Raw genomic sequence first — 13,956 nt, forward strand, 5'->3', positions numbered from 1 at the left:
GGGGCCGGGGCGGCCCAGCGCGTGGCAGCTTGCTGCCAGACCTGCGGGCTGCGGGATGCTGCGAGACTGGCGGTATGCGGAACGAACAGATCTTCTCGGTCCACGGCGACGCGGAGCTGCTGGCGCGCGCCGGACACCTCCTCGAATCGGCCCGCAGCGAGTTCCTGTGCGCCGCCCGCACCCTGACGACGTGGCCCCGGCCCGCGACGTGGACGACTCCGGGCCCCGACTTCACGACCCGGAAGCTGCTCACCCCGGCGGCCCTCACGGACGAGGCGACCAGGGACCACCTGCGGCTGGTGCTGGGCGCGGGTGCCCAGGTGCGCATCACCGACGCGGAGCTCCCGCACGAGACGATCATCATCGACCGCCGCGTCATGATCCTGGCCGGCCGCGAGGCGCCCGCCGGCCGTGAGTACTCCGTGACGACGTCGAGGAACATGATCGACGGCGTCCACTCGCTGTTCGACGCGATGTGGAACCGGTCGGCGGACTACACGACGTACCTGGCGACGGACACCCCGCACCTGAACCCGGAGTCCCGCGCCATCCTGGAGGCCCTGAGCACGGGCCTCACCGACGCGTCGGCCGCCCGTCGGCTGGGCGTCTCCCTGCGGACGTACCGCCGCCGCGTGGCGGACCTGATGGTGACGCTGCAGGCCGCCTCGCGCTTCCAGGCGGGACTGCGGGCCGGGGAACTGGGGCTGCCGGGGCGGTGAGGGCGGGGCGTCACGGCGGGGGCCGTGGGGTCACACCCTCCGAACGTGTGCCGAGGTGACGTCACTCCGCCGGGGTCGCCTGCGTGACGTTCACCGCGTTGCCGTCGGGGTCCCGGATGTGGGCGACCCTCTGACCCCACGGCATGTCCTTGGGGCCGCTGCTGACCGAGCCGCCCAGCGCCTCCACCCGGCCGAGGGTCTCGTCGACGTCGTCGACACCGATGCTGAGCAGGATCCGCGGCGCCGCCCCGTCCCCCGGGTCCGGCTTGGTCACCAGGCCGAGGTCGGTGTCGCCGATGCGCAGGCCGAGGTAGAAGGCCGGACCTGCCGCCGGCACCCGGAAGATCTCCTCGGCGCCGAACAGGTCCGTATAGAACCGGCGCAGGACGTCCTGGTCGGCGGTCAGGATCACGGGCTGGATGGTGGACATGGCACTCCTGTCGAGAACGGTCGCGGCACTGATCGGACCGTTCACGAACGGAGAACTCATCGGCGAGCCCCGGGCTTTCCGAGGGCGTGCGTGGCGGTGGCCGGACGGCGTCCCGGGCGGCCTGCAGTGCCGACGCCGCGATCAGCGCAGGTCGCTACAGCTCGTAGTCCTCGGCCAGAGCCTCCCAGGGGATGGCGCGCAGCGCGGCATCCGCGTTCTCGCCGGCCGGCACCTCCGGGGCCGGCTGGAACCAGGCCGCGGCCAGGACGGAGCCGTCCATCGCCGTGGCGAGCGGTGCGGAGTCGAAGAGGCCGACGCAGGCCACACCGGGCAGCACCTCGACGGGGCCGAGACGGCCGGGGGCCCGGTCCGGGTACTCGGGCGTGGGCTGAACGAGATGGACCGGCATGGAGGGATACGCGGTCTCGGCCTGCTGCCGGAGCCGGCTGATCCTCCGGTCGTTGACCCGCTTGCACGGGTAGCCCGCCAGCATTCCCCCGTAGGTCGAGGAGATCCGCAGCTCGACGAGCTGGATCCACCGACCGGACAACAGGACTATGTGACCCAGTGACATGGCGACACGATAGGCCGTCGGCCCCCGCGTGGAGGCCGGTCCCGGAGGCATGAATGAACGGTCCCGATACTGGGCGCGCCGGGCTGATCCCGAAAGCGCGGCGAGCGTGCGTGCCAGACGCCGCCGAGCAGGCGGGACTTTCGAAACACGCCCTGGGCCCTTTCGTTCGGACAGGGCCCCGCTCACCGTGAAGCGGTGACCAGCGGGCGCAGCCGGCTGTCGCGCAGCCGTTCCACCGCAGGGGCGCAGCGGCGCGCCGCCGAGGTCAGCGGCCAGGCGACCAGGGCGCCGGTCATCAGCCCGATCAGCACATCGTGCGGGTAGTGCGCCCCGACCCAGACCCGGGAGGCGCCCATCAGCAGCGCGGCGGTGAGCGCGGCCGCACCCAGCCGGCGGTCGGCCAGCCAGATCGCGGTCGCCGCCGCTGCCGCGATGGCTGCGTGATTGCTGGGGAAGGACCAGTCGCCCAGTGGCGGGCACGCCTCCACCGTCACGACATGCAGCGTCCGGCACGGCCGTTGTTCGTGGAAGACCGACTTGACCACGTCGTTGACGAGGTACGCGGACACCACGACGAGCGGCGCGCACAGCGCCATCGCGGTGCGCGCGGGATCGCCGCCGCGCGAGCGCCACCAGGACGCGAGCATCAGCACGGCGAACAGGACCATCCCGTAGTCCGACCAGAGCCGGACGGCGGAGTCCAGGGCGTCGGGGGAGCGTTGGGCCAGCTCGGTGACCCAGGTGTAGAAGCCGTCGTCGAACGAGGGGGCGGCGAATGCGGGCGTCGTCACTGGCCTTCTCCTTCGGCGGTGCGCCGGGCGCGGGAGCGGAGCAGCTCGGCGGCGAGGGGAATGAGGGAGACCGCGACCACCACGGCGACGACCGGCAGCAGATAGCGGTCGATGTTCGGCACGGAGGACCCCAGCCCGTATCCGGCGAGGACCAGGCCGGCCGTCCAGATGACACCGCCGACGGCCTGCCACAGCGTGAAGAGGCGCACCGGCACGTTCAGCGCACCGGCCAGGGGGTTGAGCACCGTGCGCACCACGGGGACGAAGCGGGCCAGCACGATCGCACGGCCGTGCCCGTACCGGGCGAGCAGCTCCTCGGCGCGGTCCGCGCCCTCGCGGAGCCGCCCGGCGCTCCGGCGGGCGAGCAGAGCGCGGCCGCCGCGCCTGCCGATCCCGTACCCGGTCTGCGCGCCGAGCAGCGCACCTGCCACCGCGGCCACCAGTACCTGGGGCAACGACAGAGCGACCGGCCCGTGGGTCCCGGGCACGCACAGGAGCCCTGCCGTGAACAGCAGTGAGTCGCCCGGCAGGAAGAAGCCGACGAGCAGACCCGTCTCGGCGAAGAGCACGACGGCGATGCCGAGCACACCGAACGCCGACAGCAGCGAACCGGCGTCCAGTGGGTTCACCGCCAACGGCGGCGGCGCCGACAGGAGAACGGGCATGGTGACGGCCTCCCATAATGGTGAGCGGGCGGACCAGCGGAACGCCCGGACCGACTACAGTGATGTAGACGGTCTACGTCACTGTAGACGCTCGGGCGGGGAGGAGAGTTCCATGTCCCAGGTGAACGGAATACCGGGTGGCGAAAGCAACCCCCGGGAGCACGGCGCCACGCCCTCCACGCGGCCGGGCCGGGCCGCACCCGAGCAGGAGGTGCCGGCCGCCCCCGGCCCGCAGTCCCCGCCCGGATCCCCCGCCCCGACGGACCGCGCCGCGGTCGAGCGACGCTCCTCCGGCGCTCTGGAGTCCACGATCCTGGCGGCCCTCTGGGCGGCCGGGACCCCGCTGACACCCGGTCAGGTGCAACGGGAGATCGGCACCGAACTCGCCCGCACCACCGTCACCACGATCCTTTCGCGCCTGTACGAGAAGGGCTCGGTCACCCGCAGCAGGGCGGGGCGCGGGTTCGCGTACACCCCCACGGAGGACGCGGCCGGACTGACCGCCCGCCGGATGCACAGCGAACTGCGCAAGGAGCACGACCGCGGCACGGTGCTCGCCCGGTTCGTCTCGCAGCTCACGGACGAGGACGAGCAGCTGCTCCGCGAGCTCCTCGACGGCGACGCCCGATGATCTACGCCGTATGGATTCCCCTGCTGACGCCCTTCGTCGTCGTGCCCGCCGCACGCCGGCTGGCCGACGCGCTCGCGCCCGCACGGGCCGTGCGGCTCCTCGCCGTGACGGCGGCGGGTCTGGCCCTGTGCACGGTGCTCGCCCTGGCCCTGCTGGTGGTGCCGGGGGCCGGCCGGCTGTCCGTCGTCGCCGCCGCGGGTGAGTTCGTCCACCCCCTGGCGGCAGCCGCGCCGGCCGTCGCCGTCCCGCTCGCGGCGGCCGCCCTCGCACTGCTCGCGGGCTGCGCCGTGGCCCTGGCCCGTGCGGTGCGCGGCCACTGGAGCCAACTGCACCGGGCGGCCCGCCATGACGGCGACGACGGGGACGAACTGGCGGTCCTGCGGGACAGCCGCCCGGACGCCTACGCCCTGCCGGGGCGGCCGGGCAGCCCCGGACGCATCGTCGTCACCACCGGCATGCTGCACGCTCTCGAACCCGCCGAACGCGACGTGCTCCTGGCCCACGAGCGCGCCCATCTCACCGGCCGCCACCACCTCTACCTCGTGCTCGCCGAACTGTCCGCGCGCTGCCATCCGGCGCTGCGCGCCCTGCGCGCCCCTCTGGGCTACGCACTGGAGCGCTGTGCGGACGAGGCGGCCGCGCTCGCCGTCGGGGACCGCCGGGTGGCGGCCCGCGCGATCGGGCGGGCCGCACTCGCCGCCGGGTCCGCCGGAGCCCCGCCCGCACCCCGCCCCGCAGGCGCGCTTCCGGCAGCCGCCGGACCCGTCCCACGACGTGTCGCCGCGCTGCTGGGCCGGCCCGTCGTGCGCCCGCGGATCGGCCGGGCCGCGGCCGCGACCCTCCTTGCCTGCCTGGCGGTGTCGGGCGCCGCCGCGCTCGATGCCACCTACGACCTGCACAGCAGCATCGAGACCGCCCAGGGCGAGACCCCGTAGGTGCAGGCCCGTTCCCGCACGCTCGCCGTGTGGACCGAGCCGCACCCGATCCGGGAAAAGGACCTGACAGCCCCCGCGGGTCCGTGACTACACTGACATCCATGGGTTCGTACTACTTCTTCCGCTGATTCCGTCAGGGACGCCGCCGCGCGACGCACGGTTCACCGCGCGCACCGCCGTCCCCCACAGGACCGTCCGGAATCCCCGACCGCCGCGCCCCGTCACGGGCCGCCGAGGCATGCACCCTTCAGGGAAGACCACCCATGCCCCTCCAGCACGACCACGCCCAGCTGACCGTCAAGGACGTCTCCAAGGCGTACGGAGACCGCGTAGTCCTCGACCAGGTGTCACTCACCGTCCGCCCCGGCGACCACGTCGGCGTCATCGGCGAGAACGGCTCCGGGAAGTCCACCCTCCTGCGGCTGATCGCCGGTGCCGAGACGCCGGACAGCGGCGAGATCTCCGTCCGCTTCGACGGCGGCACCGGCTACCTCTCCCAGACGCTCGCCCTCGACCCCGCCCGCACCGTCCAGGACGCCGTCGACACCGCCCTCGCCGAACTGCGCACGCTGGAGCGGCGGATCCGCGACGCGGAGGCGGCACTCGCCGCACCGGGCGGCGCCGACGACGCGCGACTCGCCGCGTACGGAGACCTGCTGACGGAGTACGAGGAGCGCGGCGGATATCTCGCTGACTCGCGGGCCGACGCCGCACTGCACGGGCTCGGGCTCGGGCACCTGGCCCGGGAGCGCACCCTCGGCACCCTCTCCGGCGGTGAACAGTCCCGGCTCGCCCTCGCCTGTGTGCTGGCGGCAGCACCCGAACTGCTGCTCCTCGACGAGCCGACGAACCACCTCGACCTCCGGGCCGTCACCTGGCTGGAGGAGCACCTGCGCGCCCATCGCGGCACTCTCGTGGTGATCACCCACGACCGGACGTTCCTGGAACGGACCACCACCGTCATCGTCGAGGTCGACCGCGATCTGCGCGGCGTCGTCCGGTACGGGGACGGCTGGGACGGCTACCGCACCGCGAAGGCGGCGGCCCGCCGCCGCTGGGCGCAGGAACACCAGGAGTGGCTGGACGAACTGGCCCGCACCGAAGAGCTCGTGGGCGCCGCAGGACAGCGCCTCGCCACCACCGGCAAGGACCCGGGGGAGGGCTGGGGCAAGCACCGCCGCTCGCACGAGGCGAAGCTGTCCGGGCAGGTCCGGGCGGCCAGGACCCGGCTGGAAGCCCTCCGCAGGGCGCCCGTGCCTGTGCCGCCGCAGCCGTTGCGGTTCTCCGCCGGACTCGCCCTCGCCGACGAGGGCGCGGGGGACCGGGGACCGCTCGTGGAGCTCACCTCCGTCGCGGTCGGCGACCGGCTGAGCCTGCCCGCGCTGCGGCTGGAACGCGGGCAGCGGCTCCTGGTCAGCGGGCCCAACGGGGCGGGGAAGTCGACCCTCCTGCGCGTCCTGGCGGGGGACCTCGCCCCCGACACGGGCACGGTCCGCCGCCGGGCCAGGATCGGCTACCTCCCGCAGGAACTCCCCGTCCGGCCGACGCGGCGCACGCTGCTCGCGACCTTCGCGGCCGGCCGGCCCGGCCACGCCGACGAGTACACCGGCCTGCTCCTCGCGCTCGGCCTCTTCCGCCCCGAGGACCTGTCGGTTCCCGTCGCCGCGCTCTCCGTCGGCCAGCAGCGGCGGCTGGCCCTGGCCCGGCTGGTCACCCGGCCCGCCGATCTGCTGGTGCTGGACGAACCGACCAACCACATCGCCCTGGACCTGGTGGAGGAGCTGGAAGCGGCGCTGGCGGCGCACGAGGGCGCCGTCGTGGTCGTCTCGCACGACCGCAGCTTCCGCGGCCGGTTCACCGGCGACCGGCTGGAACTCGACGCGGGACGGCCGGTCGCCCGCACCTGAGCGGGCACCACCGGACGGCGGGGGGCCCGGGCCGCCACGGCTGCGGCCTCAGTCCTCGCCGTGCCGGTCCGGGCCCTGCCCGTCCGCCAGCCGTTCGCGCAGCCGCTCCACGAACACCCGCTGTCCCTTGACGAGCCGTTCGGCCGCGACCTCCGGCGCGCACCAGGCGAACCGGTCGATCTCCGGGAACTCCCGCTGCACGCCCGAGCCTCGCGGCCACTCCATGGTGAACGTCCCCGGTACGGCGTCCGCCGGATCCAGCTCGGCCTCCACCGCCCACACCGTCACGGTCTTGCCGCCGGACTGGCGCGACTCACCCAGCGCCACCCACGCACCGTCCGGTACCGGACGGCCGAACTCCTCCCCGAACTCCCGCCCGGCCGCCGCCCGTGCCGTCTCCCCGGGCTCGTACTCGCCCTTCGGCACCGACCACGCCGCGCTCTCCCGGCGCGCCCAGAACGGCCCGCCCATATGGCCGATGAGGACCTCGAAGGAGGGCCCGCGCCTTCGGAACAGGAGGAGACCGGCGCTGCGCCTGGGAGCCGTGTGGGAAGCCATACCGTCCAGTGTGGTCCCGCAGGACAACCGCGCCCCGCTCACGCGGCCGGGGAACCCTCGGCCGCGTGAACGACCTCCGTGCCTGACCGGACGCTCAGGCCTTGCGGTAGTCGTACGCCTCCGAGGCCGCCGCCGCCACGGCGTCGAGGTCGCCGCCGGCGGACGCCGTGACCACCGCGGCCACCGCGCCCTCCACGAACGGGGCGTCCACCAGCCTCGCCCCGTCCGGGAGTTCGTCGCCCTCGGCGAGCATCGCCTTCACCGTGAGGACGGCGCTGCCCAGGTCGACGAGCACCGCGACACCCGCGCCGCCGTCCACCGACCGGGCGGCCCGGGCGATGAGCTCCGAACTGGTGCCGAGCCCGCCCGCGGGAGTCCCGCCGGCCGCGGCCACCGGCGCAGTCGCACCACCGGCCGCCAGCCCCCTGGCGAGCTCGGCCACCGCCTCGGCCACCGGACCGCTGTGCGAGACCAGCACGATTCCGACCTGCTTCTCCCCGCTCACACGTCACCGCCGGTCGCAGCGGCGGTCTCCGCGAGCGCGGCGATCAGCAGCGCGGACGAGGTGGCCCCGGGATCCTGATGCCCGATGCTCCGCTCCCCGAGATAGCTGGCCCGGCCCTTGCGCGCCTGCAGAGGCACGGTCGCCAGTGCGCCCTCCAGTGCCGCGTCCCGTCCCGCGTCGAACGACGACCCGAGCGCCTCCACCGCGGGCAGCAGCGCGTCGAGCATCGTCTTGTCACCGGCCTGCGCCCCGCCCAGCTGGGCCACCGCCGCGACCCCCGTTCCCAGCGCCTGCGCCAACTCCTCGGCGGTGACGGCCGGCGCCTCGCCGAGCGCCTTCCCCGTGCGCCGCAGCAGCGTCCCGTACAGCGGCCCGGAGGCCCCGCCGACGGTCGAGATCAACTGCCGTCCGGCCAGCATGAGCACGGCACCCGGCGTCTGCGGCGGCTCCTCGGCCAGGGCCGCCACGACCGCGGCGAATCCGCGCTGCAGATTGCTGCCGTGATCCGCGTCCCCGATCGCGGAGTCGAGCTCGGTCAGACGCGCCGCCTCGCGGTCGACCGACGCGGCGGTCGTGGTCATCCAGCGATGGAAGAAATCGGCGTCGAGCACATGCTCTCCTCGGTCCGTCGAATGAATCGAATGAATGAGAACGGAAGGGGTCACCCGGTCCGGGAGACCGGTGGGTCAACGGCCCCAGCGCAGGGCGGGAGTCTGCACCGGCGCGTCCCAGAGCCGTACCATCTCCTCGTCCACCTGGCAGAGCGTCACCGAACAGCCCGCCATGTCCAGCGAGGTCACATAGTTCCCCACGAGCGTACGAGCCACGACCACGCCCCGCTCGGAGAGCACCCGCTGCACCTCGGCGTTGAAGCCGTACAGCTCCAGCAGCGGCGTCGAGCCCATCCCGTTGACGAGCGCGAGCACCGGACCGTGCGGCCGCAGGTCCTCCAGCACCGCGTCCACCGCGAAGTCCGCGATCTCCCGCGAGGTCATCATCGGGCGCCGCTCCCGTCCCGGCTCGCCGTGGATCCCCACCCCGAGTTCGAGTTCGCCGGGCGGCAGATCGAAGGTGGGGGAGCCCTTGGCAGGGGTGGTGACCGAGGTCAGCGCCACGCCGAAGCTCCGCGAAGCCTCGTTGACCTGGCGCGCCAAGGCCGCCACCCGGTCCAGCGGCGCGCCCTCATCGGCCGCCGCGCCGGCGATCTTCTCGACGAACAGGGTCGCTCCGGTGCCGCGCCGGCCGGCCGTGAAGAGGCTGTCGGTCACCGCGACGTCGTCGTTGACGAGCACCTGGGCGACCCGCACCCCCTCCTCGTCGGCTAGTTCGGCGGCCATCTCGAAGTTGAGGACGTCACCGGTGTAGTTCTTCACGATGAACAGCACGCCCGCCCCGCTGTCCACTGCGGCCGCGGCCCGCACCATCTGGTCCGGCACGGGTGAGGTGAACACCTCGCCGGGACACGCCGCCGAGAGCATGCCGGGGCCGACGAACCCGGCATGCAGCGGTTCGTGCCCGGACCCGCCGCCGGAGACCAGGGCGACCTTTCCGGCGACGGGTGCGTCACGGCGTACGACGACCCGGTTCGTGACGTCCACGGTCAGTTCGGGGTGGGCGGCGGCCATGCCGCGCAGCGCGTCGGCGACCACGGTTTCGGGGACGTTGATCAGCATGCGCAACGGAATCTCCCAGGAGAGTGTCGGACCTGTGCGGGGGGTGCGGGCTCGGGGGACATCGGACCACCACCGTAGGACGCGCAAGGCCCCTGTGCGAAGAACCGCACCTGGACCCGCCCGGGCCGGTACCGAGGGGACGGCCGGAAAGCGGCGCGCGCCGCCCCCGCCGCGACGCCTACGGTCAGGGGCGGCCGGAACGCAGCGGGGAGGGGCACACAGTGGGCGCAGGGACACCGTCCGGGGAACGGATGACGGCAGCCGGGGCGGCCGGCGCGCCCTCCCTGTGGAGAGACCCGGCCTATCGCCTGTTCCTGGCGGTCCAGACGCTCTCCGCCCTGGGGGACTCCTTCTCGTACGTGGCGATTCCGCTCCTGGTGCTGCACAGCACGGGATCGGTGGTCCAGATGGGAGTCGTCACCGGTCTCACCGGAGTCGCGTCGATCGTCACCGGCCTGTTCGCGGGGGTGATCGCGGACCGGTTCGACCGCAAGATGCTCCTGGTGGTCGGCGACGGTGCGCGCTGCCTGCTCTACGCGCTCATCCCGCTGGTCTGGCTGTTCGCGGCGCCGGTCTGGCTGATCTACACCGTCGTACCGGTCGTCGGGGTCTTCTCCATGCTGTTCCAGGTCACCTATGTGACGGTCGTTCCGGCTCTCGTGGCGCCGGATCAGATAGCGCGGGCCAATGGACACCTCTTCGCCACGTACGCCGTCGCCGGGGTCGCGGGTCCCGCTCTCGCGGGGTTCGTGGCCGCGGCGGCCGGACCGGCCGCCGCCATCGGCATCGACTCCCTGACCTTCGCGGTCTCCGCGGTCGGTGTGCTGTTCGTCAGGATCCGTCCGGACCGGCCGGCCGGTCCGGAGAAGGACGGACGCGGCACGGTACGGGGGGAGTTCCTGGCGGGCGCACGGTTCCTGTGGGCGCATCCGGTGCTCCGCCCGCTGACCGTGCTGCTCTCGCTGCTGACCTTCCTCACCTACGGGCTGACGGACCTCGTCATCTACCTGCTGAAGCACGACCTCGGCCGCCCCGACACCACGGTGGGATATGTGCTGGCGGCGGGTACGGTCGGCACGTTCATCGCCTCCGCCCTGGTGGCGCGGGTCCGGTCGAGGATGGGCTTCGGCGCGAGCTGGATCACCGCGTTCGCGCTGGCCGGCGCGGCCGTCGTCTGCATGGGGCCGGCGCGGAGCGTGCCGGTGATCGCCGTACTGATGACGGTGAACGTCCTGTGCACCGGCATCGCCGGCATCTCCTCCATGTCGCTGCGCCAGGAGGTCACCCCCAGCCGGCTGCTGGGACGGGTCACCTCGGCGTTCTGGACCATCCATTCGGCACTCGGACCGCTCGGCGCGGCCGCCGCCACGGCGGCCGCGGCCGGATTCGGGGTCACGCCGGTCTTCCTCGTGACCGGCTGCGCCGTGCTGGCCGTCGCGCTGACGGGCACGCTGACCGGAATCGCGCGGTCCGGGCCCGGCGGATCGCCGCGTACGGAGGCGGTCCCACCCGGCCGGGCGATCACGCCGGACGGGGACACGGCAGGGGACACCGCATAGGCTGGCAGGCGCCGGACCGGCTCCCCTTCTCGTACGGACAGGTGATCGGAATTGCTGTACATCGCGTTCCTGCGCGGGATGAACGTGCCTGGCCGTTCGGTGAAGATGGAGTACCTGCGCGGTCTGTTCACCGGCATGGGGTTCGACTCCGTACGCAGCTACATCCAGAGCGGCAACGTCTTCTTCGAGTCCGACGAGACCGACCGGACCGTCCTCGGCACCCGCATCGGTGACCACCTCGCCGACGCGCTCGGCTACGAGGTCGCGGTGTGCCTGCGCACGGTGCCGGAACTGGAGGCGCTGATCGCGCTCGACCCGTTCAAGGACGTCCCGGTCACCGACGACATGCGCTGCTGCGTGGTGTTCACGACCGAGCGGATCGATCCGGACCTGGAGCTCCCGCTGCTCTCCCCGAAGAAGGACATGGAGATCATCGGCAGCACCGGCTACGACGCCTTCGTCGTCTGGTACCTGATCAACGGCAAGGCACCCGCCGCCAAGGGCTTCCAGGAACGCGCCCTGGGCCACGACGCGACGACGCGCTTCTTCCACACCCTGGTGAAGATCCTCGACGCGGCCAAGAAGGGCGCTGCCTGAGCCACGCGCCGTCAGGCCGAAGCGGGCGGGGCGATCTCGTCGATCAGGCGCTCGACGAGCGCCCTGATCCCGTCGCGCACGGTGCGCACGCCCTCGATGCCGAGGCCGGCCGGATCGTCCAGCTTCCAGTCGAGGTAGCGCTTGCCGGGAAAGACGGGACAGGCGTCGCCGCAGCCCATCGTGACGCACACGTCGGCCGCGCGGACCGCGTCGGCCGTCAGGACCTTCGGGCTCTCGGCGGAGATGTCGATCCCGGCCTCGGCCATCGCCTCGACGGCCGCCGGGTTGACGCGGGCGCCCGGGTCGGACCCGGCGGAGCGGACCTCGACGCGGTCCCCGGCCAGATGGGTCAGCCAGGCAGCGGCCATCTGGGAGCGGCCCGCGTTGTGCACGCAGACGAACAGCACGGACGGCTTGCGGGCCGACTCGGTCATGGTGGTCGTTCTCCCTCTTCGCGGCGGGTGCGGCCGCCCCGGCGGACAGGCCCGAAAGGTCAGCCCCTGCTGGTATCAGTCTGCGGTGATGTGACAGTATCAGTGCATGCTGACTTCAGTCGACGCTGATCTGATGCGGGTGCTGAGCGACCCGCTCCGCCTCCGGATCGTGACCCTGCTGGCGCGCGAGACGCTCTGCACGACGCACCTGGTCGAGGAGACCGGCGCCAGGCAGACCAACCTCTCCAACCACATGAAGGTCCTGCGGGAGGCCGGAGTGGTGGAGACCGAGCCCTGCGGCCGCTTCACCTACTACAAGCTGAAGCCCGAGATCCTGGCCGGGCTCTCGGAGCGGTTCGCCGCACTGGCCGACTCGGCCCGAAACGCTTCCGAGAACAAGAGGGCGTGCCCGTGACCTCCGCAGAGCCCGCCACCTCCCCCGCTCCGGTCGGCGGTGGCGACGACTCGGTCGTCCGGAAGCTCTCCACCCTCGACCGCTACCTCGCGGTGTGGATCCTGCTCGCCATGGCCGCCGGCCTGGGGCTGGGGCGGATGGTCTCCGGGATGAACGACGCGCTGGCGCGGACCGAGATCGGCGGCATCTCCCTGCCGATCGCGCTCGGCCTGCTGGTCATGATGTACCCGGTGCTGGCCAAGGTCCGCTACGACCGGCTCGACACCGTCACCGGCGACCGGAAGCTGATGGTGTCCTCGCTGGTCATCAACTGGGTCGTCGGGCCCGCCGTCATGTTCGCGCTGGCGTGGGTCTTCCTCCCGGACCTCCCCGAGTACCGCACCGGCCTGATCGTCGTCGGCCTCGCCCGCTGCATCGCCATGGTCATCATCTGGAACGACCTCGCCTGCGGCGACCGCGAGGCCGCGGCCGTCCTCGTCGCGCTGAACTCCGTCTTCCAGGTGATCGCGTTCGGCGCGCTGGGCTGGTTCTACCTCGACCTGCTCCCGCGGTGGCTGGGCCTGGGGGACGGGCAGGGCCTCGACGTGCCCGTCTGGCACATCGCGCTCAACGTCGTCGTCTTCCTCGGCGTCCCGCTGCTCGCCGGCTTCCTCACCCGCCGCATCGGCGAGCGGAGGATGGGCCGCGGACCGTACGAGGCCAGGTTCCTGCCGAGGATCGGCCCCTGGGCGCTGTACGGACTGCTCTTCACGATCGTCGTCCTCTTCGCACTCCAGGGGAGGACGATCACCTCGCGGCCGCTCGACGTCGTACGCATCGCAGCGCCCCTGCTCGTGTACTTCGCGATCATGTTCTTCGGTACGTTCCTGCTCGGCAAGGCGCTCGGGCTGGCCTACGACCGCACCGCGACGCTGGCGTTCACGGCGGCGGGCAACAACTTCGAGCTCGCCATCGCCGTGGCCGTCGCCACCTTCGGCGTCACCTCCGGCCAGGCGCTGTCAGGTGTCGTCGGCCCGCTGATCGAGGTCCCCGTCCTGATCGGGCTGGTGTACGTCGCGCTGGCCTGGCGGAAGAGGTTCACATCGGTGCACACGGCTCAGGTGCGCACGTCGAGCAGGGCGGACATCCCCGCCACGACGGACGGCGCGACCTTGTAGTAGACCCAGGTCCCGCGCCGCTCCGAGGTCAGCAGGCCGGCCTCGCGCAGCTTCTTCAGGTGGTGGGACACGGTCGGCTGGGAGACGCCGACGTCGGAGATGTCGCACACGCACGCCTCGCCGCCCGGATGCGAGGCGACCTTGGAGAACAGGCGCAGCCGCACCGGGTCGGACAGCGCCCTGAACATCGCGGCCATCTTCTCCGCGTCCCCCTGCGACAGCTCTCCAGCGGTGATCGGCGGGCAGCACGGCACCACGGCATCCGCGTCCAGGACCGGCAACCGCACGAGCTCTGACTTCGACATGTGTCTATGTTGACACTCATCGATGCCGAGTGCCAAGCTTCTTATATAGACATCGATCGAAACAGCGACCGTGTGGGGTCGCCCGTTCCGGAGGACATCAC

Annotated in this window: 18 protein-coding genes; 8 read left to right on the forward strand and 10 right to left on the reverse strand. The window is 72.6% G+C overall.

Annotated elements, in window-relative coordinates; all coding sequences use genetic code 11:
- Positions 1 to 74: 74 nt before the first annotated feature.
- A complete protein-coding gene (locus OG521_36165) occupies positions 75 to 719 on the forward strand; it encodes a DNA-binding response regulator (protein WUW25908.1) in 645 nt (214 codons plus the stop codon).
- 61 nt (positions 720 to 780) lie between these two features.
- Here OG521_36165 and OG521_36170 read toward each other — a convergent pair whose 3' ends face one another.
- From OG521_36170 to OG521_36185, 4 genes are all read right to left on the reverse strand, one after another.
- Entirely contained in the window at positions 781 to 1,149 is a 369-nt protein-coding gene (locus OG521_36170) for a VOC family protein (GenBank protein WUW25909.1), read from the reverse strand.
- A gap of 154 nt (positions 1,150 to 1,303) precedes the next feature.
- On the reverse strand, positions 1,304 to 1,723 hold the full coding sequence (locus OG521_36175; protein ID WUW25910.1) for a hypothetical protein: 420 nt from the start codon (positions 1,721 to 1,723) through the stop codon (positions 1,304 to 1,306).
- A gap of 182 nt (positions 1,724 to 1,905) precedes the next feature.
- Positions 1,906 to 2,514 carry a phosphatase PAP2 family protein gene (locus OG521_36180; GenBank protein ID WUW25911.1) on the reverse strand — a complete coding sequence of 203 codons (609 nt, stop codon included), beginning with the start codon at positions 2,512 to 2,514 and terminating at the stop codon, positions 1,906 to 1,908.
- A complete protein-coding gene (locus OG521_36185) occupies positions 2,511 to 3,179 on the reverse strand; it encodes a DedA family protein (protein ID WUW25912.1) in 669 nt (222 codons plus the stop codon). Before OG521_36185 ends, OG521_36180 begins: the two co-directional genes overlap by 4 nt.
- A gap of 298 nt (positions 3,180 to 3,477) precedes the next feature.
- Here OG521_36185 and OG521_36190 point away from each other — a divergent pair, with 298 nt between their 5' ends.
- The 3 genes from OG521_36190 (at position 3,478) to OG521_36200 (ending at position 6,652) form a co-directional block, all read left to right on the forward strand.
- Positions 3,478 to 3,810 carry a BlaI/MecI/CopY family transcriptional regulator gene (locus OG521_36190; protein ID WUW26915.1) on the forward strand — a complete coding sequence of 111 codons (333 nt, stop codon included), beginning with the start codon at positions 3,478 to 3,480 and terminating at the stop codon, positions 3,808 to 3,810.
- On the forward strand, positions 3,807 to 4,745 hold the full coding sequence (locus OG521_36195; protein WUW25913.1) for a M56 family metallopeptidase: 939 nt from the start codon (positions 3,807 to 3,809) through the stop codon (positions 4,743 to 4,745). Before OG521_36190 ends, OG521_36195 begins: the two co-directional genes overlap by 4 nt.
- A gap of 263 nt (positions 4,746 to 5,008) precedes the next feature.
- Complete coding sequence (locus OG521_36200) at positions 5,009 to 6,652, forward strand: ATP-binding cassette domain-containing protein (protein ID WUW25914.1); 1,644 nt, start codon at positions 5,009 to 5,011, stop codon at positions 6,650 to 6,652.
- A gap of 48 nt (positions 6,653 to 6,700) precedes the next feature.
- Here the strand turns inward: OG521_36200 and OG521_36205 are convergent, their stop codons facing one another.
- From OG521_36205 to dhaK, 4 genes are all read right to left on the reverse strand, one after another.
- The gene (locus tag OG521_36205; GenBank protein ID WUW25915.1) at positions 6,701 to 7,210 is read right to left on the reverse strand and encodes an NUDIX domain-containing protein; all 510 of its coding nucleotides are present in this window, start codon (positions 7,208 to 7,210) and stop codon (positions 6,701 to 6,703) included.
- A 94-nt stretch (positions 7,211 to 7,304) separates the two neighbouring features.
- Entirely contained in the window at positions 7,305 to 7,715 is a 411-nt protein-coding gene (locus tag OG521_36210) for a PTS fructose transporter subunit IIA (protein ID WUW25916.1), read from the reverse strand.
- Positions 7,712 to 8,326: a dihydroxyacetone kinase subunit DhaL gene (gene dhaL, locus OG521_36215; GenBank protein ID WUW25917.1), complete on the reverse strand. Its 615-nt coding sequence runs from the start codon at positions 8,324 to 8,326 to the stop codon at positions 7,712 to 7,714. The genes OG521_36210 and dhaL overlap by 4 nt, the downstream gene beginning before the upstream one ends.
- 75 nt (positions 8,327 to 8,401) lie before the next feature.
- Entirely contained in the window at positions 8,402 to 9,388 is a 987-nt protein-coding gene (dhaK, locus tag OG521_36220; protein ID WUW25918.1) for a dihydroxyacetone kinase subunit DhaK, read from the reverse strand.
- Positions 9,389 to 9,639: 251 nt separating this feature from the next.
- Here dhaK and OG521_36225 point away from each other — a divergent pair, with 251 nt between their 5' ends.
- On the forward strand, positions 9,640 to 10,947 hold the full coding sequence (locus OG521_36225; GenBank protein WUW25919.1) for an MFS transporter: 1,308 nt from the start codon (positions 9,640 to 9,642) through the stop codon (positions 10,945 to 10,947).
- Positions 10,948 to 10,998: 51 nt separating this feature from the next.
- Positions 10,999 to 11,544 carry a DUF1697 domain-containing protein gene (locus tag OG521_36230; GenBank protein WUW25920.1) on the forward strand — a complete coding sequence of 182 codons (546 nt, stop codon included), beginning with the start codon at positions 10,999 to 11,001 and terminating at the stop codon, positions 11,542 to 11,544.
- Between the two features lie 11 nt (positions 11,545 to 11,555).
- On the opposite strand, the gene OG521_36235 is transcribed toward OG521_36230, so the two are convergent.
- Positions 11,556 to 11,978, reverse strand: coding sequence for an arsenate reductase ArsC (locus OG521_36235; GenBank protein ID WUW25921.1), 423 nt, complete (start codon positions 11,976 to 11,978; stop codon positions 11,556 to 11,558).
- Positions 11,979 to 12,084: 106 nt separating this feature from the next.
- On the opposite strand from OG521_36235, the gene OG521_36240 reads away from it, so the two are divergent.
- Entirely contained in the window at positions 12,085 to 12,393 is a 309-nt protein-coding gene (locus OG521_36240) for a metalloregulator ArsR/SmtB family transcription factor (GenBank protein WUW25922.1), read from the forward strand.
- Positions 12,390 to 13,550, forward strand: coding sequence for an ACR3 family arsenite efflux transporter (arsB, locus tag OG521_36245; GenBank protein ID WUW25923.1), 1,161 nt, complete (start codon positions 12,390 to 12,392; stop codon positions 13,548 to 13,550). The genes OG521_36240 and arsB overlap by 4 nt, the downstream gene beginning before the upstream one ends.
- Here arsB and OG521_36250 read toward each other — a convergent pair.
- Positions 13,490 to 13,855: a metalloregulator ArsR/SmtB family transcription factor gene (locus tag OG521_36250; protein WUW25924.1), complete on the reverse strand. Its 366-nt coding sequence runs from the start codon at positions 13,853 to 13,855 to the stop codon at positions 13,490 to 13,492. The genes arsB and OG521_36250 overlap by 61 nt on opposite strands.
- Between the last annotated feature and the right edge of the window lie 101 nt (positions 13,856 to 13,956).

The sequence above is a fragment of the Streptomyces sp. NBC_01463 genome (assembly GCA_036227345.1).
Classification (GTDB): Bacteria; Actinomycetota; Actinomycetes; order Streptomycetales; family Streptomycetaceae; genus Streptomyces.

What these genes read in the sequence shown, in the direction of transcription:
- OG521_36205 (WUW25915.1), bottom strand. Translation starts at nt 7,210, where the DNA reads ATGGCTTCCCACACGGCTCCCAGGCGCAGCGCCGGTCTCCTCCTGTTC.
- dhaK (WUW25918.1), bottom strand. Translation starts at nt 9,388, where the DNA reads ATGCTGATCAACGTCCCCGAAACCGTGGTCGCCGACGCGCTGCGCGGC.
- OG521_36175 (WUW25910.1), bottom strand. Translation starts at nt 1,723, where the DNA reads ATGTCACTGGGTCACATAGTCCTGTTGTCCGGTCGGTGGATCCAGCTC.
- OG521_36240 (WUW25922.1), top strand. Translation starts at nt 12,085, where the DNA reads ATGCTGACTTCAGTCGACGCTGATCTGATGCGGGTGCTGAGCGACCCG.
- OG521_36185 (WUW25912.1), bottom strand. Translation starts at nt 3,179, where the DNA reads ATGCCCGTTCTCCTGTCGGCGCCGCCGCCGTTGGCGGTGAACCCACTG.
- OG521_36250 (WUW25924.1), bottom strand. Translation starts at nt 13,855, where the DNA reads ATGTCGAAGTCAGAGCTCGTGCGGTTGCCGGTCCTGGACGCGGATGCC.
- OG521_36195 (WUW25913.1), top strand. Translation starts at nt 3,807, where the DNA reads ATGATCTACGCCGTATGGATTCCCCTGCTGACGCCCTTCGTCGTCGTG.
- OG521_36170 (WUW25909.1), bottom strand. Translation starts at nt 1,149, where the DNA reads ATGTCCACCATCCAGCCCGTGATCCTGACCGCCGACCAGGACGTCCTG.
- OG521_36200 (WUW25914.1), top strand. Translation starts at nt 5,009, where the DNA reads ATGCCCCTCCAGCACGACCACGCCCAGCTGACCGTCAAGGACGTCTCC.
- OG521_36235 (WUW25921.1), bottom strand. Translation starts at nt 11,978, where the DNA reads ATGACCGAGTCGGCCCGCAAGCCGTCCGTGCTGTTCGTCTGCGTGCAC.
- OG521_36225 (WUW25919.1), top strand. Translation starts at nt 9,640, where the DNA reads ATGACGGCAGCCGGGGCGGCCGGCGCGCCCTCCCTGTGGAGAGACCCG.
- OG521_36165 (WUW25908.1), top strand. Translation starts at nt 75, where the DNA reads ATGCGGAACGAACAGATCTTCTCGGTCCACGGCGACGCGGAGCTGCTG.